Source organism: Sphingobium sufflavum (assembly GCF_021403115.1).
Lineage (GTDB): Bacteria > Pseudomonadota > Alphaproteobacteria > Sphingomonadales > Sphingomonadaceae > Sphingobium > Sphingobium sufflavum.
In genome coordinates, this window is record NZ_JAJSSH010000005.1 from 226,201 (window position 1) to 250,054 (window position 23,854).

Annotated in this window: 20 protein-coding genes, 1 tRNA gene and 1 pseudogene; 13 read left to right on the top strand and 9 right to left on the bottom strand. The window is 63.1% G+C overall.

Annotated features, from left to right (window positions below; genetic code table 11):
• The first annotated feature begins 99 nt into the window (after positions 1 to 99).
• Positions 100 to 558, top strand: a complete 459-nt coding sequence (locus LWE61_RS10145) for a hypothetical protein (RefSeq protein WP_234149944.1) — start codon at positions 100 to 102, stop codon at positions 556 to 558.
• Between the two features lie 54 nt (positions 559 to 612).
• Here the strand turns inward: LWE61_RS10145 and dmeF are convergent, their stop codons facing one another.
• The 3 genes from dmeF to LWE61_RS10160 all read right to left on the bottom strand — a co-directional run bounded on the left by dmeF (position 613) and on the right by LWE61_RS10160 (position 3,055).
• Entirely contained in the window at positions 613 to 1,557 is a 945-nt protein-coding gene (gene dmeF / locus LWE61_RS10150; RefSeq protein ID WP_234149968.1) for a CDF family Co(II)/Ni(II) efflux transporter DmeF, read from the bottom strand.
• A gap of 86 nt (positions 1,558 to 1,643) precedes the next feature.
• Complete coding sequence (locus tag LWE61_RS10155) at positions 1,644 to 1,919, bottom strand: metal/formaldehyde-sensitive transcriptional repressor (protein ID WP_234149945.1); 276 nt, start codon at positions 1,917 to 1,919, stop codon at positions 1,644 to 1,646.
• Between the two features lie 122 nt (positions 1,920 to 2,041).
• Positions 2,042 to 3,055, bottom strand: coding sequence for a zinc-dependent alcohol dehydrogenase family protein (locus LWE61_RS10160; RefSeq protein WP_234149946.1), 1,014 nt, complete (start codon positions 3,053 to 3,055; stop codon positions 2,042 to 2,044).
• Between the two features lie 190 nt (positions 3,056 to 3,245).
• Here LWE61_RS10160 and LWE61_RS10165 point away from each other — a divergent pair, with 190 nt between their 5' ends.
• Positions 3,246 to 4,481, top strand: coding sequence for a sulfotransferase family protein (locus LWE61_RS10165; RefSeq protein ID WP_234149947.1), 1,236 nt, complete (start codon positions 3,246 to 3,248; stop codon positions 4,479 to 4,481).
• Between the two features lie 186 nt (positions 4,482 to 4,667).
• A complete protein-coding gene (locus tag LWE61_RS10170; protein ID WP_234149948.1) occupies positions 4,668 to 5,471 on the top strand; it encodes an SDR family NAD(P)-dependent oxidoreductase in 804 nt (267 codons plus the stop codon).
• Between the two features lie 613 nt (positions 5,472 to 6,084).
• Here LWE61_RS10170 and LWE61_RS10175 read toward each other — a convergent pair.
• From LWE61_RS10175 to LWE61_RS10185, 3 genes are all read right to left on the bottom strand, one after another.
• On the bottom strand, positions 6,085 to 7,593 hold the full coding sequence (locus tag LWE61_RS10175) for a class I adenylate-forming enzyme family protein (protein ID WP_234149949.1): 1,509 nt from the start codon (positions 7,591 to 7,593) through the stop codon (positions 6,085 to 6,087).
• Positions 7,594 to 7,710: 117 nt separating this feature from the next.
• Entirely contained in the window at positions 7,711 to 8,238 is a 528-nt protein-coding gene (locus LWE61_RS10180) for a nuclear transport factor 2 family protein (RefSeq protein WP_234149950.1), read from the bottom strand.
• Positions 8,239 to 8,256: 18 nt separating this feature from the next.
• Positions 8,257 to 9,015 carry an SDR family NAD(P)-dependent oxidoreductase gene (locus tag LWE61_RS10185; protein ID WP_234149951.1) on the bottom strand — a complete coding sequence of 253 codons (759 nt, stop codon included), beginning with the start codon at positions 9,013 to 9,015 and terminating at the stop codon, positions 8,257 to 8,259.
• Between the two features lie 203 nt (positions 9,016 to 9,218).
• Here LWE61_RS10185 and LWE61_RS10190 point away from each other — a divergent pair.
• Together LWE61_RS10190 and LWE61_RS10195 are read left to right on the top strand one after the other, a co-directional pair.
• Positions 9,219 to 9,305: transfer RNA gene (locus tag LWE61_RS10190), tRNA-Leu, on the top strand.
• A 263-nt stretch (positions 9,306 to 9,568) separates the two neighbouring features.
• Positions 9,569 to 10,712, top strand: a pseudogene (locus LWE61_RS10195) (IS3 family transposase).
• A 120-nt stretch (positions 10,713 to 10,832) separates the two neighbouring features.
• Here the strand turns inward: LWE61_RS10195 and LWE61_RS10200 are convergent.
• The gene (locus LWE61_RS10200; protein ID WP_234149952.1) at positions 10,833 to 11,228 is read right to left on the bottom strand and encodes a hypothetical protein; all 396 of its coding nucleotides are present in this window, start codon (positions 11,226 to 11,228) and stop codon (positions 10,833 to 10,835) included.
• Between the two features lie 218 nt (positions 11,229 to 11,446).
• On the opposite strand from LWE61_RS10200, the gene kdpF reads away from it, so the two are divergent.
• The 6 genes from kdpF to LWE61_RS10230 are packed head-to-tail and all read left to right on the top strand — an operon-like array spanning position 11,447 to position 19,308.
• Positions 11,447 to 11,536, top strand: a complete 90-nt coding sequence (kdpF, locus tag LWE61_RS10205; protein WP_019052772.1) for a K(+)-transporting ATPase subunit F — start codon at positions 11,447 to 11,449, stop codon at positions 11,534 to 11,536.
• 16 nt (positions 11,537 to 11,552) lie between these two features.
• Entirely contained in the window at positions 11,553 to 13,256 is a 1,704-nt protein-coding gene (kdpA, locus tag LWE61_RS10210; RefSeq protein WP_234149953.1) for a potassium-transporting ATPase subunit KdpA, read from the top strand.
• A gap of 13 nt (positions 13,257 to 13,269) precedes the next feature.
• A complete protein-coding gene (gene kdpB / locus LWE61_RS10215) occupies positions 13,270 to 15,315 on the top strand; it encodes a potassium-transporting ATPase subunit KdpB (protein ID WP_234149954.1) in 2,046 nt (681 codons plus the stop codon).
• 11 nt (positions 15,316 to 15,326) lie between these two features.
• Entirely contained in the window at positions 15,327 to 15,914 is a 588-nt protein-coding gene (gene kdpC / locus LWE61_RS10220) for a potassium-transporting ATPase subunit KdpC (protein WP_234149955.1), read from the top strand.
• Positions 15,914 to 18,583, top strand: a complete 2,670-nt coding sequence (locus LWE61_RS10225; RefSeq protein ID WP_234149956.1) for a sensor histidine kinase — start codon at positions 15,914 to 15,916, stop codon at positions 18,581 to 18,583. The genes kdpC and LWE61_RS10225 overlap by 1 nt, the downstream gene beginning before the upstream one ends.
• The gene (locus tag LWE61_RS10230; RefSeq protein ID WP_234149957.1) at positions 18,580 to 19,308 is read left to right on the top strand and encodes a response regulator; all 729 of its coding nucleotides are present in this window, start codon (positions 18,580 to 18,582) and stop codon (positions 19,306 to 19,308) included. The genes LWE61_RS10225 and LWE61_RS10230 overlap by 4 nt, the downstream gene beginning before the upstream one ends.
• Here the strand turns inward: LWE61_RS10230 and LWE61_RS10235 are convergent.
• Both LWE61_RS10235 and LWE61_RS10240 read right to left on the bottom strand, forming a co-directional pair.
• Complete coding sequence (locus LWE61_RS10235) at positions 19,292 to 19,519, bottom strand: hypothetical protein (protein WP_234149958.1); 228 nt, start codon at positions 19,517 to 19,519, stop codon at positions 19,292 to 19,294. The two genes, LWE61_RS10230 and LWE61_RS10235, sit on opposite strands and share 17 nt — an antisense overlap.
• A 317-nt stretch (positions 19,520 to 19,836) precedes the next feature.
• On the bottom strand, positions 19,837 to 21,735 hold the full coding sequence (locus LWE61_RS10240; protein WP_234149959.1) for a potassium transporter Kup: 1,899 nt from the start codon (positions 21,733 to 21,735) through the stop codon (positions 19,837 to 19,839).
• A gap of 221 nt (positions 21,736 to 21,956) precedes the next feature.
• Here LWE61_RS10240 and LWE61_RS10245 point away from each other — a divergent pair, with 221 nt between their 5' ends.
• Complete coding sequence (locus LWE61_RS10245; RefSeq protein ID WP_234149960.1) at positions 21,957 to 22,367, top strand: hypothetical protein; 411 nt, start codon at positions 21,957 to 21,959, stop codon at positions 22,365 to 22,367.
• Positions 22,309 to 23,778, top strand: a complete 1,470-nt coding sequence (locus tag LWE61_RS10250; RefSeq protein WP_234149961.1) for a hypothetical protein — start codon at positions 22,309 to 22,311, stop codon at positions 23,776 to 23,778. The genes LWE61_RS10245 and LWE61_RS10250 overlap by 59 nt, the downstream gene beginning before the upstream one ends.
• The last annotated feature ends 76 nt before the right edge of the window (positions 23,779 to 23,854 follow it).

Here is a 23,854-nt window from a genome sequence, read left to right on the forward strand (position 1 = left end):
GCGCCATGACCGCCGGACACCCTGCCCCTTCCCCTCTGGACATCCCGCGCCGACCGCCCGTTCGCGGCCCGGCGCTTCGCCCCTCAAGGAGCCAGACCCATGTATGACTATGTCGACCGCCCCGTCACCGCCCTCGACCATGGCGGCCGCTTTCTGGTCTGGACCCTGCGCAACTGGGTCCGCGCGCTGGCGGACGGCTATTGCCCGGCGGCCGCCGTCGGTCCGGCCTTTGCCAAATGGGACATGATGGCCGCCTTCCCGCCCTTTCACCGCATGTTGTCGATCCTGAACGCCCATGGGCTGGACACGATCGCCGTCGCGCCGGTCGAATGTCGCCACGTCGCGGAGCATGAGGCGGTGCTGCTCAGCCTGATCGCGGGCTTCGACCAGCGCCCCCCGGACCGGGTGCGCGACACGGTGGCGCTGCTGGTGGAGGAGGCGCATGTCGGCACCATGCTGGCCGACCTGTCGACGCTGGGCGGCGCGATGATGGACGCGGGCATCTTTCCCCGCCGCCCCGCTCGCCAGCCCCACGCCCCGCGCAGGGACGGCGTCTGAGCTTATCGGCCGGGGCGGGACCGTCACCCCGGACGTGATACCGGTTTCAGGTGATTAACGGCACTCGACGGTCAGATGCGCCAGCGCCTGCACCGGCGAGAGGCGCGCGCGGATCGTCTCGCCGGTCACATGGCGCTCACCGACGACGCTGACGATGGCGGCATGGGCTTGCGGTCCCACCCGCCACACATGCAGGTCCGCGATCCGCGCATCGCCCGGCGTCTCCACCAGCGCGCGCACCGCCTGCGCGATCGGGTCGTCGGTCCGGTCCAGCAGCACCCGCGCCGTGTCGCGCATCAGCGTCCAGGACCAGCGCGCGATCACCACCGCGCCGACGATCCCCATCATCGCATCCATCCACAGCCAGCCCAGATAGCGCCCCGCCAGCAACGCCGCGATGGCCAGCACCGATGTCAGCGCATCGGCCAGCACATGCACATAGGCGGAGCGCAGATTATTGTCGCCATGCCCATGGTGGGCATGATGGCCATGATCGTGCGCATCATGATGGCCATGGTCATGCTCCCCGTGGTGATGATCGTGGCCATGGCCATGCCCCTCACCATGATGATGCCCATGATGCCCGCCCGACAGCAGGACGGCGCTCGCGATATTCACCGCCAGCCCCACGGCAGCGATGATCGTCGCTTCCCCGAACGCGACCGTCACCGGCTGCAACAGGCGCAGCGCCGATTCGACGCCGATGCCCAGCGCGATCAGGCCCAGCACCATGGCCGATGCGAAACCGGCCAGATCGCCGACCTTGCCCGTGCCAAAGCTGTAGGCCGGGCTGCGCGCATGGCGTTTCGCATAGGCATAGGCCATCGCCGCCACCGCCAGCGCACCGGCATGGGTCGCCATATGGAAGCCATCCGCCAGCAGCGCCATGGAGCCGGTCCAATAGCCCGCCACAATCTCCCCCACCATCATCGCGGCGGTCAGCAGCACGACCCAGGCGGTGCGCCGCGCATTATCGTCATGCGCCGCGCCCAGGAACATATGGTCATGCGCGGCGGGGTGGCGGGACAGGGCGTCATGGCCGTCGTGGCGGCCAGCATCATCGTGCGAAACCATGATCCGAACCCCTATTTCGCGTAGCGGCGGATCACCGCCAGCAGTTCCTCGGCCCCCTTGGCCCGCTCGTCATCCGACAGGTCGGCGTGCGCGACATGCTCCTGAAGATGATCCGCGATGATCTCGTTCAGCAGCCCGTTCACCGCCCCGCGCACGGCGGCGACCAGATGCAATATCTCGGAACAACTGCCCTCGGACAGGATGGCACGCTCTACCGCGCCCACCTGCCCGGCGATGCGCCGGACACGGAGGAGGAGGTCGGGACTGGATTCGCTCAGATGGGACATAGGGATACCCCCTACCCCTATACGCGCCATCCGTAAAGCCTGCACAGCCGCCGGAGGCCATGCGCGCCGGAGGCTAGGGCCGCACCCCTATGCTATGGGCCTGCCCGCCTTACTCGCCCGCCCTATTCAAAGGTCAGCACGATCTTCCCCAGATGCCGCCCCTGGGCCAGCTCCGCCAGCGCCTCCGGCAATTGCGCAAAGTCATGGCGCGCGGAGATATGCGGGCGCAGGCCGTGAAAGGCGACGGCGCGGTTGAGATTCTCATAATCCACCCGGCTGCCCACCTTGATCGGCGTGATGTCCACGCCCGACGCGAACAGGGCGGATGCGGCGTTGGGCCAGCCGCTCAGCAGGCCGATCAGCGCCAGCCGTCCGCCCACGCGCGTCGCCGCCAGCGAACGATCCACCGTCTCCGCCCCGCCAATGTCCAGCGTCAGGTCCGCGCCCACGCCGGCGGTCAGCTCCCGCACCCTCTCGTGCCAGTTCGGGGTGGCGCGATAGTCGATCACCGCGTCCGCACCCATCGCCCGCAATCGCTCGCACCGTTCCGGGCTGGAGGAGGCCATGATGACGCGCGCACCGAACAATTTCGCGAATTGCAGCGCGAACAGCGACACGCCGCCGCCGCCCTGCGTCAGCACGGTCATGCCGGGCAACAGCGGCCGCGCCTCCGTCAGCGCATTCCAGGCCGTCACCCCCGCGCAGGGGAAACAGGCCGCCTCGGCGTAGCTCAGATGGTCGGGGATCGTCACCGCCTCTCCTTCCGGCACGACGATCTCGTCCTGCATCACGCCCGGCAGCATCAGGCTGCCCCGCCCCATGCCGCCCGCCGTCAAGGGGAACGGGCCGCCGATCCAGTCCGGGTTGAAGATCAGCGCGACCCGGTCGCCCACCTGCACGCGGCTCACGCCGGGGCCGGTTTCCACCACCTCCCCCGCGCCGTCGGAACAGGGGATCAGGCCGTCGGGTCCGGGCGGGCCGAATTCGCCGCGCATCCACAGCAGGTCGCGATAGTTGAGGGAGGCCGCCCGCATCGCCACGCGCACCTGCCCCGCACCCGGCGGACCGGGCGCGGTTCTCTGCTCCAGCGCCAGCGACTCCATGCCGCCGGGGTGGCGCGAGATGAAAATCCGCATGAAGTGCTGACTCCTTGTCGTTGAAATTGCGGCACAAAAATCGGCCTGTTCAGATCGAATATCGGAAATCTTCGTTAAGCTGCCCGATATGGGGGATGAATCGAGCGACCCATGACCTGACAAATGCCCGCCGGTGCGGGATGTTGCATGTCCGCGAACAGGCGACAAGCCGGGCAGACGGGAGAGGTGCATGCTGAGAGCGCGCGACATCATATCCGCGGCTGAGGCCAGGATTGGCATCAGCGATCCCGAAACCCACCTGCACCCCGCGCTGGACGCGCTGGCCGCGTCGCTCAATGGCGACAATCGCCTGTCGGCGCAGGGCGAGGCGGCGGCGCACCGCAGCCTGCTGACCCGCACCATGGACCGGCTCGAAGGGCTGAAATGGGTCGACCGCTTCCCGGAGATCGCGCAGGAGCGGATCGAGGCGCCCCTCTTCCTGACCGGCCTGCCCCACTCCGGCACCGGCCTGCTGCACGAACTGGTCGGCCGCGATCCACGTTTCCGCACGCTGCGGACATGGGAGGCGCTGATGCCCAACCCGCCACCCGGCTATGACGCGGCGTCGGTGGCACGGCGGCGGGCGCAGGAGGAGGCGGTCCGCCGCCACCTCCCCCCGGCCGAGGCGGACGGGTTCGAGGCGCTCCACCTGATCGACGGGGCCGGGGCCGGGGCGGAGGAGTGCCATGCGATCCTGGAGCAGGGCTATGCCGCGGGCGGTTTCTTCCACCACTATGATACGCCCAGCCATTTCGACTATGTCACCAACCGCATGGCCATGACCGGGGCCTATCATGTCCACCGGCGGCAGTTGCAACTGTTGCAATGGCGGTCTGGCGCGCGGCGATGGGCGCTGGCTTATCCCGGCCACCTGCTGGCGATGGACGCGATACGGGCCGTCTATCCCGACGCCCGCTTCGCCATGACCCATCGCGACCCGGTGCAGATCGTGGCGTCCCTCGCCCGCATGACGATGGCGCTGCGCGCGACCCGCTATGATCCGCCCGCCGACGCGCATCGCGCGGGCAAACAGATGCTGGACTTCGTGCGGCGGCATGTCGACCGGATCATGGCCTTTTGCGCGGGGCCGAACGCCGACCGGGTGATCCATGTCGGCCATGATGCCCTCACCGCCGATCCGGTGCGCGAAGTGCGCGCCGTGCAGGACGCGCTGGGCATCGGCACCCGCGCCGCGGTGGAGGATGCGATCGGCGGATGGCGCCGCCCCCCTCCACCGGGCCGGGAGAAGCAGGATCGGGACAGGCAGGATCGGGACAGGCAGGATCGGGACAGGGCGCACGATCCTGCGCTGGAGCCGTTCGGCATCGAACCGGACGCGGCGGCGGAACTGTTCGCCGACTATCGCCATCGCTTCACCATCCCGCGCGAGCAGGAGGCGCTGCCCCCCCTGCGCGAAACGGCCTGATCCACCCCATTCTGTCCCGCCCGGCGTGGAACGGACCGGATTTTTTTCCCGACAGGCCCCATGATTTCGCCATGGCGATGGCGTCCGCCCGCACGACGCCCGCCATGACGCGGGGCCGGTTTCGCGCTAGAAGCCGGCATGGACAATCGCCGACCGGACAGGTTGCGGAACGAGGGGTGCGTGAGGATGAGCGAACAGGGTCTTCTGGATCTGGGCGGGCAGAATGCCTTTGTGACCGGCGCGGGACAGGGCGCGGGCCGGGGCATCGCCCTGATGCTGGCGCGCCACGGCGCGGGCGGCGTCGCGGTCAACGACTATGTGCTGGACCGGGCGGAGGCGGTCGCGGCGGAAATCACCGCCCTGGGCGTAAAGGCGGTGCCGGTGCAGGCCGACGTCGGCGACCATGCATCGGTGCAGGCCGCCTTTGACCGGGCGACCGACGCGCTGGGACCGATCACGCTGCTGGTCAACAATGCGGGCAACGCCGGGCCGGACGCGCAGATGCGCCATTCGCCGCTGTTCTGGGAGACGCAGCCGGACGAGTGGAGCCGCTATTTCCGCACCAACCTCGATGGCGTGATGAACTGCTGCCATGTCGCCATCCCGGCGATGGTCGCGCAGAAGCGCGGTCGCATCGTCACCATCACCTCCGACAGCGGGCGCGTGGGCGAGGCGCGGCTGGCGGCCTATGCAGCGGCAAAGGCAGGCGCGGCGGGCTTCGTGCGCTCCATCGCCAAGGAAGCGGCGCGCTTCGGCATCACCTGCAACGCCATTTCCCTCTCCACGCTGGAACCGCCGATGGAGCCGGAGCAGCTGGAGGCTTTCCTGGCGAGCGACCGGACGAAGGCGCAACTCGCCAACTACACCATCCGCCGTTTCGGCAAGCCGGACGATGTGGCGGCCATGGCGCTGTTCCTGTGCTCCGACGCCTCCTCCTGGATCACCGGGCAGACCTATCCGGTCAACGGCGGCTACAGCTTCGCGGTATAAGCGGGGCGGTATAAGCGGGATGGCGCGGCGGCGGGCCGTCCCTGTAGCCGCCGTCCCTGACCGGATGGGGCGGCCTGATGGGGCGGGTGGTGATTGTGCGGCACAGGGCAGGGACTTCCCGTCCCCTGCTCAGCGGTCAACGGCCGTAACCTCGCGCTACGGAGGGAAGAATTCACCGCGTCGCATGTGCTGCGCCGCACGATATAGCGGTGCGATCTGGAGCACAAGGACAGCGACCCCTGCCGCCCGTTCCAGACGGGGCGAGTCGCAAGGCCCGGGCGCGCGCTCTACACGCCGGAAGGCAGGAAGAAGCGGTGCGCCCTGCCCGAACGCACGGCAAAACCCGGCAACGGCCCGCTGCGCCGCTGTTCTGTCGCCCGGCAGGCAATGCCGAAGAAAGACTGCGTCCACCTTTTAAAGCGTGACGACCGCAGATTCGCCCACCTCGTCCCTGCGCTCGCAGGGACGATTCAAGGAAAAGTCATCACGCTTTAACGATGGTCATCCCGGACCTGATCCGGGGTTCCGCTGCCTGACGTCACACAGACACCGCACAAAAGCGTTATCCCGGATCAGGTCCGGGGTAACGGGTGGAGAGTAACTACGCCTCCCCCTATTCCGCGCCCTCTTCCTCAAACATCGCCTTCAACGCGGGTCGGTCGATCTTGGCCGACCGGTTCTTGGGAATATCGTCCACGAACCGCCACACCGTCGGGATATGGGTGGACGGCAGATGCTCGCGCAGATGCGCCTCCAGTTCCGCAATCTCCGGCACCGGCACGCCGGGCTTGAGCTGGATGGCGGCGGCGGGCACCTCGCTCAGGCGGCGGTCCTTCTTGGCCGTCACCGCCGCGACCGCGATGGCGGGGTGCAGGCGCAGCGCCCGCTCGATGCTTTCCGGCAGCACCTTGAAACCCCCGCGCATGATCGCGCCATCGGCCCGGCCCCGGTGCCACATGAATCCGTCCGCGTCGAATATCGCCACGTCCGACGTGCGAATCCAGTCCGGCCCGATCCGCTTCGACACGACCTCCACGATGCCCTCTTCCCCGGCGGGCTTCTCCACGCCGGTGTCGGGATCGACCACCCGCACCTGCATCCCCGGCATCACCTTGCCGACGCTGCCCAGTTTCTGCTGACCCCATTGTTTCACCAGGTCCAGCGTCATGCCGACCACCGGCCCGCCGAACTCCGTCGCGCCATAGGACAGGATGATGGGGATGCCATAACGATCCTCGAACGCCCGCTGCACCGTCGGGTCGAGCGGCGCGGCACCGGTACCGACCATCTGGATGCTGGCCAGGTCTTCCTTCGGGTAATTTTTGTCCAGCACCATCTGCACGCCCGCGGGCGGCAGGCCGCCCTGCACCGGCCGGTATCGCACCACCCAGTCATGCCAGGCGTCGATGGTGAAGCGGTCGACCAGCACCATCGGAATCCCCCGCACCATCGTCGGCAGCGTCGAATAGACGCCGGAGATATTGCCCAGCGGGAAGGACGCCAGGAACGGCGTGGTGGACGGCGACGTCTGCTGGCTCAGCATCCCCGGCTTGATATGATGTTCGAAGAACATGCTGTGCGGGAAGGGGCATTGCTTGGGCGGGCCGGTGGTCCCGCTGGTCAATATCTGGATCTGCGGCTCGGCGGGGGCGTCGGGATCGGGTTCGCATGTCGCCCGGTCGAGGCCGGGGGCGGCCTGCACCGTCATCTCGTCGATGATGATGACCGCGATGCCCTTGGCCCGGCACAGCGCCTCCACCTCGCCGCCCACTTCGCTTGCCGCGCCCACGATGACGGAGGGGCGCAGCTTCTCGATATTGCCCGCGATGGCGGCGGGTTTCTGAAAGGCGTAGATCATCTGCACCGTGCGCCCCTGCGCCAGCAGGCCCAGCAGGGCGGCGACGGCGGACGGGCGGTTGCGCGGGATCAGGGCGACGGCCTGCTCCTGCGCCGCGCCGCTCGCCTGCACGGCGGCCGCGACCTGATCCGCGACGGCGCGGATTTCGCCCCAGTCGTACCAGCGCCCCTCATATTCGATGGCGCGAATGGTGGGGTCGCGGTCCAGCGCCCCACGGATCGCCTGTTGCAGACTCTGCGCCTCTGCCAGAATATCCGTGGTCATCGCTCACCTTCGCTTTATGTTCGACATTTCGAACTATTATTCATCAGTTCGCTCGCACCTTAACCGCCTTTGCCGCGCTCAGGCAATGGCTTTTGGTTGGTCATGTCCAAAATCCGGTCAGGCTCGCGCGCCCGGCCGGAACAGGCGCGACACCAGCGTGGCATAGCTGGGGTCGGCCGCCGCCTCGATCGCGTCGGCATGGGGGACATGGGGCCGCTGCGTCCGCATGTCATAGCTGACAACCCGCTTGGCGAAACGCCAGCGCCCGTCCGCTTCCCGCCGATAATGGTCGATGTAGCGGCAGCACATCGTGTCCTCGATCCAGCCGCCCTTGCCGTCCGGGATGACATGATATGCGATGGCGTAGATCTCGCCCTCCCCCACATCGCCATCGACGGAAATCAGATGGTTGCAGATATGATGCCCGCTGTAGCGCATATGGGGAAAGGCGCGTTCAAGGAAATCGACATAGCCTTCCGCCCCACCGTCATAGCTGTCGCCATGCGTGTCCGTCGCATCGGCGGTGTAGAGCGTGCGCAGCAGCGCCCCGTCCTTGCGATCCACGCCCCGCGAATAGAGCAGCCCCAGTTCGCGGATCGCGTCCTTGGCCACCAATATGTCGATCGCATCCTGTCCCGTCGCCATGTCCGTCTTCTCCTGTCGTCAGTCCGCCGTGATACCCTTGTCGACATTGATGCAGGCGCCATGGAAGGCGCGCGCCGCATCGGTCGCCAGAAAGGCGACGACATCCGCCACCTCGTCGATCTCCACCAGTCCCCGCAGCGGCCCGATCCGCTGGAGCAGCGAGCGGTCGCCATCCTCCAGCAGCCGGATATTACCCGCCAGTACGGTCATCATCCCGCCGGGGGCCACCGCGTTGATGCGGATGGGCTGGTGCATATATTCCATCGCCAGCGCCTTGGTCATATGGGTCAGCCCCGCCTTGGTCGCGCAATAGGCGGCGAAATAAGCCTGGCCGCGATAGGCGGCGCAGGACGTCACGTTGACGATCGCGCCCTTCGCCTCCAGCAGGTGCGGGATCGCCGCCTGCGCCAGAAAGAAGGGCGCGCTGAGGTTGATCGCGATGGTCCGGTTATAGGCGTCCACGCTCATCTGCGGCGTATGCGCGGGGATCATCACCCCCGCCACATTGCACAGCGCATCGAGCCGCCCAAACGCCGCGACCGCGCCCGCCACCGCACCGGTGCAGGCGTCATGCTGCGACAGGTCGGCGACATGGACCAACGCCCCCGCCCCTTCATCGCGGATCGCCTGCGCCGCCTCGTCCAGATTCGCCTGGTCGATATCGACCAGGCACAGCGCCGCGCCCGCACGGGCCAGACGGATCGCCGTCGCCCTGCCCAGCCCGGCGGCGGCCCCCGTCACCAGCGCCACCCTGCCCGTCATATCGCCTGCCTGCATGGCGCGCATCCTCCCCGAAATCCGCCCGTCATGCCGGTGCGCTATGGGTCGGGGGATGGTCGAACCCGGCCCCGGCTGTCAAACAAATCCTCTTTTTGCGCCTGCGGTCATCGCAGGTGCGTTTGCCTGTTGCGTACCCAAAAACCCTCTGCTAATGGCGGCGGCCTACCAGGGGCCCCAGGGTCCAAAGCAGCTTATGATGTGCGGTCGTGGCGGAACTGGTAGACGCGCAACGTTGAGGTCGTTGTGGCCGAAAGGCCGTGGAAGTTCGAGTCTTCTCGACCGCACCATACAGTCCTGAATAATTTCCCCTCAAGGGGGCCAGGTCGGATTGGCGCCAGGAATGGCGCAGTTCCGGGCCATGTCGGCTGCTTCGATTTCAGGGCTGCGGTGAGAGACCAGCCAATCCCGCGTAACATATCGGCGCAATTCGCCAACCGTCTCAGGCGCCAAAATTCTGACTGCAGGGGATTTGCTCTGCCCCCGCTAAGTGGCCCAGAAACTATGATAGTCTGGACGTCAAATGCCATTCAAGAAGCACAAGCCGGAATAAATTATCGGCAAACTGCGTGAAGTTGAGATCGTGCTGGCGCAGGGGGCCAGCACTGCCGAGGCGTGCCGCTGGATTTCGATCAGCGAGCAGACCTATTACCGCTGGGGCAAGGCATATGGCTGTCTGAAGACCGATCAGGCGCGGCGAATGAAATGTCTGGGGAAGGAGAACCAGCGACTTCGTCGGGCGATCTCCGATCTCACGTTGAACAAGCTGATATTGCAGGAAAATGCATGGGGAAACTTCTGAGCCCTGCGCGGCGGCAATGCTGTATCGATCATGTGTGTCGGGAGCTTCCAGTGCCCGAGCGACGGGTCTGCCGGGTGCTGGGCCAGCATCGATCGACGCAGCGCAAGGTCCCGCACGGGGCAGATGACGAGCGGGCGCTAACCGAGGACATCATTGCATTGGCGAAGCAATATGGTCGTTACGGCTATCGCCGGGTGACGGCATTGCTGTGCCATGCGGGATGGACGGTGAATCGTAAGCGGGTCGAGCGTATCTCGCGGCGCGAGAGGCTGCAGGTCCCGCAACATCAGCCAAAACGCAGACGCCTATGACTCAATGACGGATCGTGCATCCGACTGCGCCCCGAATATCCGGGGCATGTATGGGCTTACGACTTCGTCGAAGGTCGCACGCATGACGGCCGCAAGTTCCGCATCCTAACGATCATCGACGAGGCCAGCCGGGAGTGTTTGGCGTTGATCGTTGCTCGCCAGTTCAAGCATGAAGATGTGCTGGCGGCCTTGGCGGACCTGTTCGTCACGCGTGGTCCACCTGCACATATACGGTCTGACAATAGCGCGGAGTTCATCGTCCATGCTGTCCAGAAATGGCTCGGCTGGATTGACGTGAAGACGCTCTACATCGCACCGGGATCACCATGGGAGAATGGCTATAAACGAGAGCTTCAACGGGTCGCTGCACGACGAACTGCTAAATGGCGAGATCTTCTACAGCCTTGCCGAGGCCAAAGTGCTGATCGAAGCGTGACGGCGACATTACAACACCGTCCGTCCGCATAGCAGCCTGGGCTATCGACCACCCGCCCCGGGAAACGGCTTTCCCGCCATATCCGGCCTCCGGTTCCGCTTCGCTCCACCTCCACCCGGATATGGCGGAGGCGAGCATAATCCACTAACAATCAACACCGTTCACTCGGCAGGTCAGGTCCAATTGCCGCCTCATAGGTGTCATATCAACATACACTGCTGCACGCCCATCAGATGGACCATCGATTATCAAACGACGGCTTACGACGTTAGCGGGCATTCGCCCCATTGTGTAGGAACGACCTAATGTTGGTCGCGTGCAGCCCGAAGCCGAACGCCGCATCGTGGGACTTAGCAGCCGTTCCGAGCGCGACCGGGAATGACAGACTTCGCCGAAACCTGTCATTAGTGGATCCGCAACGACCCGAGGTCTTGCCGCGTTCGGTCAATCCCGGCGCTACAACCAACACGTCATGTGCGGAACCATGCTGCACCTGAGCAGCACGCCGGCGGATATGGCCGAGACCCGCGTTTATTTTCCAGATCAGGAAGCCTAAATCGGCATTGAAAATCTCAAATGCCTCGGCCAGCAATATCGAGAAAATCTGCGATGAGATGGACTGACAGCACGGCCTTTGCCCGAAAAACACGGCAATCATACGCAAATACTATGCGTTTCCTATTTCCTGTCTCTCGAATTCAAATGCGGCTCTGGCCTAATTGAAACGCGGCAGACGAATCGGTGCCGCATCTCCTGCGGCCCCCGACGCCGTGCAGGAGACATATCATGCAGGACATCCTCTGGATTGGCCTCATCCTTGGCTTACTGGCCGCGACGCTCGGCTACGCAGCGCTTTGCGACAATGCTTGAGGGAGCGAGACCATGACCATCGATCTCTGGTTGGCTGCGATCACCGCGGTCGGCCTTCTTCTCTATCTGGTGGCCGTGCTCGCACGCCCCGAACGCTTCTGATTGGGAGGCGACACTCATGACATTCCAGGGATGGATGCTGATCCTCGCCTTTGTCGGCATTCTGCTGGCGCTGGCAAAACCCATCGGCCTATGGCTTTTCGCGCTCTACGAAGGACGGCGCACGCCACTTCACGCCATTCTCGGCCCTGTCGAGCGCGGCTTCTATAAGCTGTCAGGCATTGACCCCACCGAGGAGCAGGGATGGCGCCGCTATGCTGTCCACATGCTCGTTTTCAATGCCGCATTGCTGTTCTTCACCTATGCAGTGCTTCGTCTGCAGGGCGTGCTGCCGCTCAATCCCCTCGGCTATGCTGGCTTGAGCGAGCATCTGTCGTTCAACACCGCAACGAGCTTCACGACAAACACGAACTGGCAGAGCTATGGTGGCGAATCGACGCTGTCGAACCTCAGCCAGATGCTCGGTCTCACCATCCATAACTTCCTGTCGGCTGCCACTGGCATCGCACTGGCCTTCGCGTTGTTCCGCGGTTTTGCGCGGCGGGAGGCGAAGCATATCGGCAATTTCTGGGCCGATATAACGCGCGTGACGCTCTATCTGCTACTGCCGGTGTGCATCGTCTATGCGCTTTTCCTGATCGCGAGCGGCGTGCCGCAGACACTAGCGGGATCGGTCGATGTGACCACATTGGAAGGCGTGAAGCAGACATTGGCGCTGGGTCCGGTGGCGAGCCAGGAAGCCATCAAGATGCTCGGCACCAATGGCGGCGGCTTCTTCAACGCCAACAGCGCGCATCCGTTCGAGAATCCGACGGCGCTGACTAATTTCGTGCAGATGCTGTCGATCTTCGCGATCGGCGTGGGCCTGACCTACACCTTCGGCAAAGCGGTCGGTAATGTCCGTCAGGGCTGGGCAATCCTGGCCGCGATGATGAGCATCTTCCTCGTTGGCGTCACCATCGTCTATTGGCAGGAAGCAGCCGGCAATCCCATCCTCCACAACCTCGGCGCTGCTGGCGGTAATATGGAGGGGAAGGAAGTCCGCTTTGGCATCGCCGCATCGGCCCTGTTCTCGGTCGTGACCACGGCAGCGAGCTGCGGCGCGGTGAACGCCATGCACGACAGTTTCACGGCGCTCGGCGGTATGATCCCGCTCCTCAACATCCAGCTGGGTGAAGTCGTCGTCGGCGGCGTGGGCGCTGGTATCTATGGCTTCCTGCTGTTCGCCATTCTGGCCGTGTTCGTCGCTGGCCTGATGGTCGGGCGGACGCCAGAATATGTCGGCAAGAAGATCGAGAGCCGTGAGGTAAAACTCGCCGTCCTCGCCATTGCCGTTCTGCCGCTGATCATCCTGGGCTTCACGGCGATTGCGTCGGTTCTGGACGTTGGCCTTGCCGGTCCGCTCAACAAAGGGCCGCATGGCTTCAGCGAGATCCTCTATGCCTTCACCAGTGCCGTGGGCAATAATGGCTCCGCCTTCGCAGGCCTGACCGCCAACACCCCCTTCTATAACGGCATGCTGGGCGTCGCGATGTGGATCGGTCGCTTCTTCATCATTGTGCCGATGCTGGCGATTGCCGGTGGCCTCGCTGCGAAGAAGCATGTGCCTGAGTCAGCGGGCAGCTTCCCAACGACGGGTCCGCTTTGGACCGGCCTGCTGATTGGCATCATCCTCGTCGTGGGCGGCCTGACCTTCCTGCCCAGCCTCGCCCTTGGCCCCATCGCCGATCATCTTGCGATGATCCGCGGCCAGCTGTTCTGATCGGAGCAAATCCATGGCACGCACAGCGTCCAAATCGCTCTTCACCGCAGATTTGATCGTTCCGGCGATCGGAGACGCGTTCAAAAAACTCAATCCTAAGGAACTGATCCGCAATCCGGTGATGTTCACCACCGCCGCCGTGGCGGTCCTGCTGACCGTCCTGCTCCTTGTCGGGCAGGATGGGCTGTCGGTCGGCTTCAAGCTGCAACTGGTCATCTGGCTGTGGCTGACGGTGCTGTTCGGCACCTTTGCCGAGGCGATCGCAGAAGGGCGTGGCAAGGCGCAGGCTGCATCGCTGCGCGCGACCAAGGCGGAGCTGACGGCCAAGCGCCTCAAGGGTGATGGCCGCGAGGTGGAGAACGTCCCCGCCAGCGCGCTGCGCATGGGCGATGTGGTGCTGGTCGAGACCGGCGACCTGATCCCCTCCGACGGCGAGGTCGTCTCCGGCGTCGCCTCGGTCAACGAAGCGGCCATCACCGGCGAATCCGCTCCGGTGATCCGCGAGGCGGGTGGTGACCGCTCGGCGGTAACGGCGGGCACCCGCGTCATTTCCGATGAAATCCGCGTGCGCGTGACGGTCAATCCGGGCCAAGGCTTCCTCGACCGGATGATCGCGCTGGTGGAAGGCGCAGAGCGGCAGAAAACGCCGAACGAGATCGCGCTGACCTTGCTGCTGGTGGGCCTCACCATCATCTTCCTGATCGCGGTCGGCACGATCCCCGGTTTCGCCAGCTACGCCGGCGGCTCAATCCCGGTATCGATCCTTGCTGCTCTCCTCATCACGCTGATTCCAACTACGATTGCAGCGCTGCTGTCTGCCATCGGCATCGCCGGCATGGACCGTCTCGTGCGGTTCAACGTGCTGGCCAAATCAGGCCGCGCGGTTGAGGCAGCAGGCGACATCGACGTGCTCCTCCTCGACAAGACGGGTACGATAACGGTCGGTGATCGTCAGGCGACCGAATTCCGGCCGGTTGGCGGCGCAACGCAAGCACAACTGGCGGAGGCGGCACTGCTTGCCAGTCTCGCGGACGAGACACCCGAGGGTCGCTCCATCGTTCTCCTGGCGCGGGACAAATTCCCCCAAACCGCGCAGGCTTTGCCTGAAGGCGCTGAAATCATCCCATTTACGGCGCAAACGCGCATTTCGGGCGTGAAGACGGGAGGCACCACCGTCATCAAGGGCGCCGTCGACTCGGTTCTGAAGGCCCTGCTGGCCGATGGCGCGGAGAACAAGATCGGTCATGCCGACGACCTACGCCGCGTCACCGACGAGATTGCCCGCGCAGGCGGTACGCCGCTCGCCGTGGCGAAGGACGGCAAGTTGCTGGGCGCCATCTTCCTTAAGGACATCGTAAAAGCCGGTATCCGCGAACGCTTTGGCGAACTGCGCGCCATGGGCATCCGCACGGTGATGATCACCGGCGACAATCCGCTGACAGCCGCATCCATCGCGGCCGAGGCGGGCGTGGACGATTTCCTCGCCCAGGCCACGCCCGAAGACAAGCTGGCGCTGATCCGCAAGGAACAGGAAGGCGGCCGTCTGGTTGCCATGTGCGGGGATGGCACCAACGACGCGCCTGCCCTGGCGCAAGCGGATGTCGGTGTCGCCATGAACACCGGCACACAGGCCGCCCGAGAGGCCGGCAATATGGTCGATCTCGACAGTGATCCGACCAAGTTGATCGAGGTTGTGGGCCTCGGCAAGCAACTGCTCATGACACGCGGGGCACTGACGACCTTCTCGGTCGCGAACGATGTCGCCAAATATTTCGCGATCATCCCGGCCATGTTCGTCGTCCTCTATCCGGGGCTGGGCGTGCTCAATGTCATGGGTCTCGCCACGCCGCAAAGCGCGATCCTGTCGGCGATTATCTTCAATGCCCTCATCATCCCGCTGCTGGTGCCGCTGGCGCTCAAGGGCGTCACTTATAAGCCCATCGGCGCAGGGCCGCTGCTGGCCCGCAACCTCGCCATCTATGGCCTAGGCGGTTTGGTCGCCCCCTTTGTCGGCATCAAGCTCATCGACCTGGCCGTGGGCGGCCTCGGTCTGGCCTGAGGAATAACAGCATGAACAAGGACATTATCTCATCGCTACGGCCGGCTCTGGTCATGACGGTGCTCTTCGCGATCCTGCTGGGTCTCGTCTATCCGCTGGCGCTCACCGGCATCGGGCAACTCATCTTCCCGAGCCACACCAATGGCAGTCTCGTCGAACAGGACGGGAAGGTCGTGGGTTCGGCGCTCATCGGCCAGGGCTTCGCCAGCGAGCGTTATTTCAGTTCACGGCCGTCGGCGGCGGGTAAAGGCTATGACGGTCTTGCATCGTCCGGTTCCAATCTTGGCCCGACGAGCCAGGCGCTGGTCGATCGTGTCAAGGCAGACAGCGAGGCATTGGCGAAGGCCAATCCCGGCAAGCCGGTTCCGGCCGATCTGGTGACGGCGTCCGGTTCAGGGCTTGATCCCGACATCACGCCAGAGGCTGCCTATTATCAGGTCGATCGCATCGCTCGGGTGCGCGACATAGAGGCCGCGAAGGTTCGTGCGCTCGTAGACCAGAGCATTGAAAAACCGCTGCTCGGCATATTGGGCGAACCCCGCGTGAACGTCCTGGAAATCAATCGACGCCTGGATCAGATCGGCGCTACCAAGTCCTGATGAGCGATCCTGACCGTAGAGATCCGGAGGCCTTCCTGCGTCAGGCGACGCAGGAAGGCCGCGGCCGTCTCAAGATATTTCTCGGCGCGGCCCCTGGCGTCGGCAAGACCTACGAGATGCTGACCGACGGCATGCAGCGCCTGAATTCGGGCGTCGACGTGGTGGTCGGCGTCGTAGAAACTCACGGTCGCAAGGAGACAGAAGCGCTGCTGGTGGGGCATGAGCTGATCCAGCGTCGTAGCGTCCATCACATGGGGCACCAGCTTGGCGAGATGGATATCGACGCCATTCTGGAGCGTCGCCCCCAGCTCGCCCTAGTCGACGAACTGGCCCATACGAACGCGGCCGGCAGCCGGCACCCCAAGCGCTATCAGGATGTCGAGGAGCTGCTCGATGCGGGGATCGACGTCTATTCCACGGTCAATATCCAGCATGTGGAAAGCCTGAATGATGTCGTGGCGTCCTTCACGCGCATCCGTGTGCGCGAAACCGTGCCGGATTCGATCTTGGAGATGGCCGAGATCCAGGTCGTGGACATTCCCCCTGATGAACTGATCGAGCGGCTGAAGGACGGAAAGGTCTATATCCCGCAGGAAGCGACGCGGGCACTCAGCCACTTCTTTTCCAAATCCAACCTCACTGCCCTCCGCGAAATGGCGCTGCGCCGCGCCGCGCAAGCAGTTGATGCGCAGATGCTGGACTATGTCCGCGCCCATGCTCTTGCTGGCAGCTTTGCAGCGGGCGAGCGCATCTTGGTGGCGATCAACGAATTACCGAGCGCGCAGGGGCTGGTCCGCGCGGCAAAGCGCCTTGCCGACGCTCTAAAGGCGCCCTGGTCGGCTGTTCATATCGAAACCCAGCGCAGCCTTGCCTTCTCGCAGGATGAGCGCGAGCAGCTTGCCGACAACATGGCGCTGGCCTCGCGGCTTGGCGCCACGACGGCAACAATTCCGGCGCCGTCGGTTACCGATGGCCTGCGGCATTACGTAGAGGACGCCCGCGCAACCCAGATTGTGATCGGCAAGTCCGTTCGGTCCTGGTGGTTCGAAAAGCGTCACGGGTCGATCGTCGACAGACTGGTGCGCGAAATTGGCGACGTTGCTGTCCACGTCCTTCCGGGCGAGGATAGCACCCAATCCAAAAAGGCCGGGGGCCAGTCGCTCGCTCAGGGCTGGGGCAAGCCGGCTGACTATCTTTGGTCGTCGCTGATGATCGTCGCCATGACCGTCATCGGGCGAGTCCTTGTCGAGGTTATCGCGCTAGGCAATATCGCTCTGCTGTATCTCATTCCAGTCATGTTCGCGGCCGCCACATTCGGGCTGCGAGCCGGCCTGTTTTCGGGGCTGCTTTCCAGCCTTGCCTATAATTTCTTCTTCCTGCCCCCCACAGGCACACTGACGGTCAACAATCCTGAAAATGTCATCAGCATCTTGGTGCTGCTTGGCGTCGCCGTGGTTACGAGCCAGTTCGCCGCTCGGGTCAGGGCACAGGCCAATCTTGCTCAGTCCAGCGCCAGACAGAATGCGGCACTGGCTGGTTTCTCGCGCCAGCTGACGGCGTCGGCGAGCCGAGAGGAATTGATGCAGGCGATCTGCGCCGAGGTGTCGCGATTGCTGTCCGTGCGTACTGTCCTTCTTCTTCCCTCGCGTGATGGGCCGCAGCTCCGCGCCGCATTGCCGCCTGAGGACCGGCTCGACCAGATCGAAAAGGCTGCTGCCCAATGGGCGATGGATAACGAACAACCAGCGGGACGTGGATCCTCCACTCTGACGGCATCGGATTGGCTGTTTCATCCTCTGCGCACCACGCGCGGCGTGCTCGGCGTGCTTGGCCTTGCCCGTGAAGACGCAGGCCAGCCTCTACGGTCAGATCAGATACCGCTTTTGATGAGCCTACTCGACCAGGCGTCGATCGCCTTCGATCGCATGGCGCTGGAAGAGGAGATGTTGGACGCCCGCCAGATCGGCGAGCGCGACCGGCTGCGTTCTGCGCTTTTGTCATCGGTCAGCCATGACCTGCGCACGCCGCTCACCACCATCATATCCGGCATGCAGGAACTGCAGCGCCAACATCCCTCGGAACTTGTGACCGCGGTATATGCCGAGGCGCAGCGGCTAAACCGGTTTGTAGCCAATCTGCTCGACATGGCCCGCGTCGAGGCCGGCGCGCTTCCGCTCAAGGTTGAGCCTACCGATCTGTTCGATGCGGTTGCCGGGGCCGTTCATGACACGAGACAATCCTTGCAAGGTCACGAGGTCCAGGTCGACATCCTGCCGGACATTCCGCTTGTCCGGGTCGATCCGACGCTCCTTCACCATTGCCTGATCAACCTGCTCGACAATGCCGGGCGCTATGCCGATCCCGGCACGCCTGTAATTGTGCGCGGGCGGCGTCTTCCGGACGGCATCACGCTGTCCGTGCTGGACGAAGGGCCGGGCATCCCAACAGGCTCCGAAGCCCGTGTCTTTGATACGTTCACCCGCCTTGAAGGGAGTGATCGGGTCAAGCATGGAACAGGCCTGGGCCTCGCCATCGTCAAAGGTTTTGCCGAAGCCATGGGACTTACCGTTTCGGCATCCAATAATCAGGCACCTTTCGGCGCCTGCTTCACCATCACCATTCCGCAAAGCCTCATCATCTCGCAATTGCCGCACGAGGACATTTTATGAAAGTTCGCCACAAGGTGCTGATCGTCGATGACGAGCCGCATATCCGCAAACTGATCCACGCTGCGCTGACTCGGGCGGATTATGCCACCGTCGAGGCCGAAAATGCTCGCGAAGCGCTGGAGAAGCTCAAGGAGGAGCGCCCCGACATTAGCCTGCTCGATCTGGGCCTGCCGGACCGTGATGGCCTGGAACTGGTGCCTCTGTTCAAGCAGCAGTCCGACACGACGCTCATCATCGTGTCGGCGCGCGATGCGACCGACCAGAAGGTGGCTGCACTGGATCTGGGCGCGGACGACTATCTCACCAAGCCGTTCGATACTGATGAACTTCTGGCGCGGGTGCGTGTGGCGCTGCGCAACCGCATGACGAAGGACGGTGGCGTGTCGATGGTGCGGGCGGGCGATGTCGAGATCGACCTCATCAACCGCATCGTCGTCAAGAGCGGCAAGGAAGTGCATCTGACGCCCAAGGAATATGCGGTGCTGGCCCAGCTCGCCAAATTTCCGGGCCGCGTGATCACACATGAGCAGATCATGGCGCATGTGTGGCCGGGCGAGAAAGAACATCATGTAGAATATCTGCGAGTGCTGGTCCGCACTCTGCGCCAGAAGCTGGAGGCTGACCCGCAACGGCCTCGGATCATCGGCAACGAGCTTGGTATCGGTTATCGCCTACGCTTCAACGTCGAAGGCGAGACGGAAGAGTTCGCTACCGGGAGCGCGTAAAGAGACGCGCGCCGGTGAGAAGCAGCAGAGCGCCAAAGCACAGTCCCATCACGCATCCGATCGTGGCGAGCCATTCCAGAAGACCGGACGGATCGGGAAGTGTCCGCGATTTGATTTCATTCTGCGCGCGCCCCAGCAGGCATGCTCCTGTGGTCAGCAAGGCGCCGATGGCGCGAATGCCAAGGTCGATGGCGGTCGAGGGCTTCTTCATTCGGACGCCCTTACCGCAGGCCGGCATTTTATCTCGAGATGTAGGGGCCGCCGAATGCGTAGGAATTCCATTATATGGAGGGACAGAATAGAAAAAATTCTACGGCTTTGAGCCCCTCTTGCTCTCGAATTTCTACGCAGCTCCCCGTTATGGATCGGGCACGAACAACACCGGGCGCCCGCACACTCCGCCCCGAAGGTCTTTGCGAACCAGAGCCATCGACTGGCTTGGTCGACAAGGTGCGGGAAATCTCACAATCTACATGATCTCGGCGATCACGGGCGGTACGATGATCATGGCATGGATGGAATGATCGGTCAGATCTCCACCTGAGAACCAAGCTCAACAACGCGATTTGTCGGCAGGTTGAAGAATTCCATCGGCGTCTCCGCATTGCGGATCATCCAGGCGAACAACTTTTCTCGCCAGATCGCCATGCCAGGACGATCCGATGGGATCAGAGTCTGGCGGCTGAGGAAATAGCTTGTGTCCATGACGCTGATCGGACCGCCACATCCATCCACGGTCTTCATGGCGGCGGGTATATCGACATCCTCCATGAACCCGTGTCGCCAGACAACACGATAGAAGCCTTCGCCCCAGTCCGTGACATCCGCCCGCCCATTCGCGGGAAGGTGCGGGATGCTCTCAGTTTCGATCGTCAGGATGATGATGCGCTCGTGTAGAACCTTATTATGCTTCACATTGTGGAGCATGGCAGGCGGCACGCCCTCGATGCGGGACGACAGGAAGATCGCGGTACCGGGTACGCGCTTGAGCGAGTGTGAAATGGACTGGATGAAGAGCGGAACCTCCATCGCACCTTCGTTCAAATAGTGCCGCATGATCTTGCGGCCTTTCGCCCAGGTCGTGAGCGCGATGAACGTCACGGCTGCTACCAGCAGCGGGAACCAGCCACCGTCAGGGATTTTCGTGGCGTTGGACGCAAAATAGGCGCCGTCGATCAGGAGGAACAGGCCTGTCGTCGCGCCAGCCAGCCAGGGATTCCACCGCCAGACGCTGAATGTCAGCACACCCATCATGCAGGCCGTGATCACCATCGTCCCCGTCACGGCGATGCCATAGGCAGCGGCCAGGTTGCTGGAAGATTTGAAGCCTATCACCAGCAGCAGCACGAGTATGAGCAGAGCCCAGTTCACCAGCGGGACATATATTTGTCCGGCAGCTGACGCGCTTGTGTGCAGGATACGCAGGCGCGGCAGAAAACCAAGCTGAACCGCCTGCTGCGTGACGGAGAAGGCGCCAGATATGACGGCCTGACTGGCGATTACCGTCGCCATGGTCGCAAGGATCACGAGCGGCAGTCGCGCCCATTCGGGTGCCAGGAGAAAAAACGGATTGGCTGCGGCGGCGGGATTGTCCAGCAGCAGCGCGCCCTGACCCATATAGTTCAGCAGCAGGCACGGAAAAGCGGCATAGAGCCACGACACGCTGATCGCCTTGCGGCCGAAATGCCCCATATCGGCGTAGAGCGCCTCGGCGCCCGTCACCGCCAGCACGACCGATCCCAGCGCAAGGAAGGCCAGCTTCGGATCGATAAGGAAGAAATGCACGGCCCAGTAGGGGTTCACGATCCCGATGATCGACGGATGCCTGACCAGATTGAGAATGCCCAGCACGGCCAGCACCAGGAAATACAGCACCATGATCGGACCGAAGAAGGCGCCGACCTTTGCCGTGCCGTGCTTCTGAATGACGAACAGGCCAACGAGGATGATTGTGGCGATGGGCAGCACGTAGCTCTCGAAGCTGCTGTTCACCACCGTCAGCCCCTCGACCGCTGACAGCACTGACATGGCAGGCGTGATGATGGCGTCGCCATAGAAGAGTGCGGTCGCCAGCACCCCCAGCATCGCAATAGCAGGCGTCCATTTCGTCTCGCCCAGCTTCCGAGAGATCAGCGCAAGGAGCGCCATGCTGCCACCTTCGCCCTTATTGTCCGCGCGCATGACGATGAAGACATATTTGAGCGTGACCAGCAGCGTCATCGTCCAGAATATGAGGGACAGTACGCCGAATATATGGGCTGCATCCACCGTCAGGGGATGATGGCCGACAAAACTTTCCTTGAGCGCGTAAAGCGGCGACGTGCCGATGTCGCCAAAGACGACACCCAGGGCGCCCAAGGCCAGGACAGGAAGCGGTCCGTGCGAGCCGTCTCCGTGGCCCGGAGCTTCGCTCGGTTCATTCGTCATCAAAAATCATGCTCGCCTTATGTCATCACTTCTATCGCACAGGGCGGCATTTTATTGCCATATGAGCTTTCGAGCCTCTGCATATGAATTGCATATGATTTGGTCTCGCCATCACAAAAAATTGCGCTTTCCTATGCAATCTCAATGGAAACTGCCGTTTCTCAATCTCGAAATTCTACTCGGCAATGCGTAGTTGAAGAGCCTCTTCGAGAGGTGCGGTCATGACCGAGTGGCATGAAAAACTCCCTGCAAAAATTGGCGTTCGGCTTTGCGGCCTGGCGCTCCTGACATCCGCTTGGTCCGAAGGCCTCTGGCTGCGGAGGCTCGTCCTGGAAAGTGGTGGGGCAGACGCGACAGCGCCGCAACTGCTGCTCGCCGGCGTCATGTTCCTCAGCGCGAGTGTCGGCATGGCGCTGACGATCGTTGGTACAGGGCTTTGGGAGAAGGTCACCATCTCCAGTCGCTGGGCAACGAGCGTGCCGATCCCCGTATCGCGAGATATGGAACCCTCCTTGTTCGCGATGACTGCCGATCGAAGAGACATACCCCAACAGCAAGGCAGAGAAAAATCTCATGACGGAGAAGGATCTCCAGTTCGTTATCCCGACCTATCGTCTCAGGGACGTCGGTGAAACCGTAGAGGCCTATGATGATAATTTCCGGCGCAGCGGGCAAAGCGCGCCCATCTTTGTATTCGACGACAGTTCGCTCGCCAATCACGACAAATATTTCGGCGCACTGGAGCGGGTGAAGACTCACAATGATCTCTTCTATGTGGGGCCAGCGGAGAAGGAGCAATTCGTCTCCTACATCTGCAAGCGGCTGCGCGACCGGAAACTCGACGTTCTGGTTCGCAACCTCTTTCGCCCCAGCTATGGCGGCAACCGCAATTTCACGCTGATGTATACGCTTGGCGACCTTATGGTCAGTGCCGACGATGACATGCGGCCTTATGGGCTGATCGAGGACAGCCCGGAATCGCTGGCTGACGACGAGATCAGCCGGGGCAAGCTCATCCCGCGTGGCGCCAATGGACATAACCGCAAATCCTACGACATCCTGGAATCCTTCCGCGACATTCTCGGCAAACCCGTCAGCGAAGCGCCGCCGAACTATGAGCGGGGCGAAATGCTGGCCGACACATCGATGGATCTGGAGTCCAACACCTCGCTTGGTCTGGCGCGTGAAAACTCTCTCTTCATGCACGAAGGGAAGCTATCGCGCGGCGCCATCGTCAAGATGGCCCAGACCTTCAGGACCGGCACGAACGACATCGATGCCGCGGATTATATCGACATGTTCCTGGAGGATCATGAGCGTACGGATGCCGAGGCGCTCAACGATCTCTATGTGCTCGTGAACTTCCGTCCCTGCGTGACGGCGCGCAACTGGCGCATGGACTGCGGCGTGGCCGGGTATGACAACAGCACGGGCCTGCCGCCATTCTTCCCGACGCGACTGCGCTTCGAAGATTATATCTATCGGCTCTGGATTCAGCAGCCTGGCATCGCGGCTGCACATGTGGACTCTGCTCAGACGCACATCAAGAACAACTATATGCGTGAGCCTTTAGCCTCGGAGCTTTTCAACGAGGCTATCTGCACGCTTTTGAAAAAGAAGATCCGAACATCGCTCCGCAAGATCGACGATGTCAGCATCTCGTTCGACTATGAAGGTTCCGTCAGCCTGGAGGACAGCCAGGAAATTCTGCACGGTGCTCAGACCCTTCACAGCAAGGTTCTGGAAGCTCAAGGTCATGCGCGATCGGAGGACAGGAGGCAGGCCCTTGCGCTCTTCGCCTCCAATCTGGCCCGTACCTTCTATGATTTTGAGCCGGACTTCTTCCAGCAGAATGTCAGTCGCATGGTCGATGACGAGGTTGGGCTGATCCGTTCGTCGCTCGAGATCTGGCCGACGCTGCTGGAGATCGTCTATTTCCGGAAAAAGTGCCATTCATTGCCCATGCAGCGGGTCAAGAGCTGCGCGTCGGGTTGTGGATCGGCGTGCAAAAAGGACCCCGTTATGGGGGTGATCGGCGTCTAAAAGGGACCCCCATCTCGATGGTTTAGTTGCGTCCGTTTGGTGATGACCAGACGGCGGGATCGGGATGTTGATATTG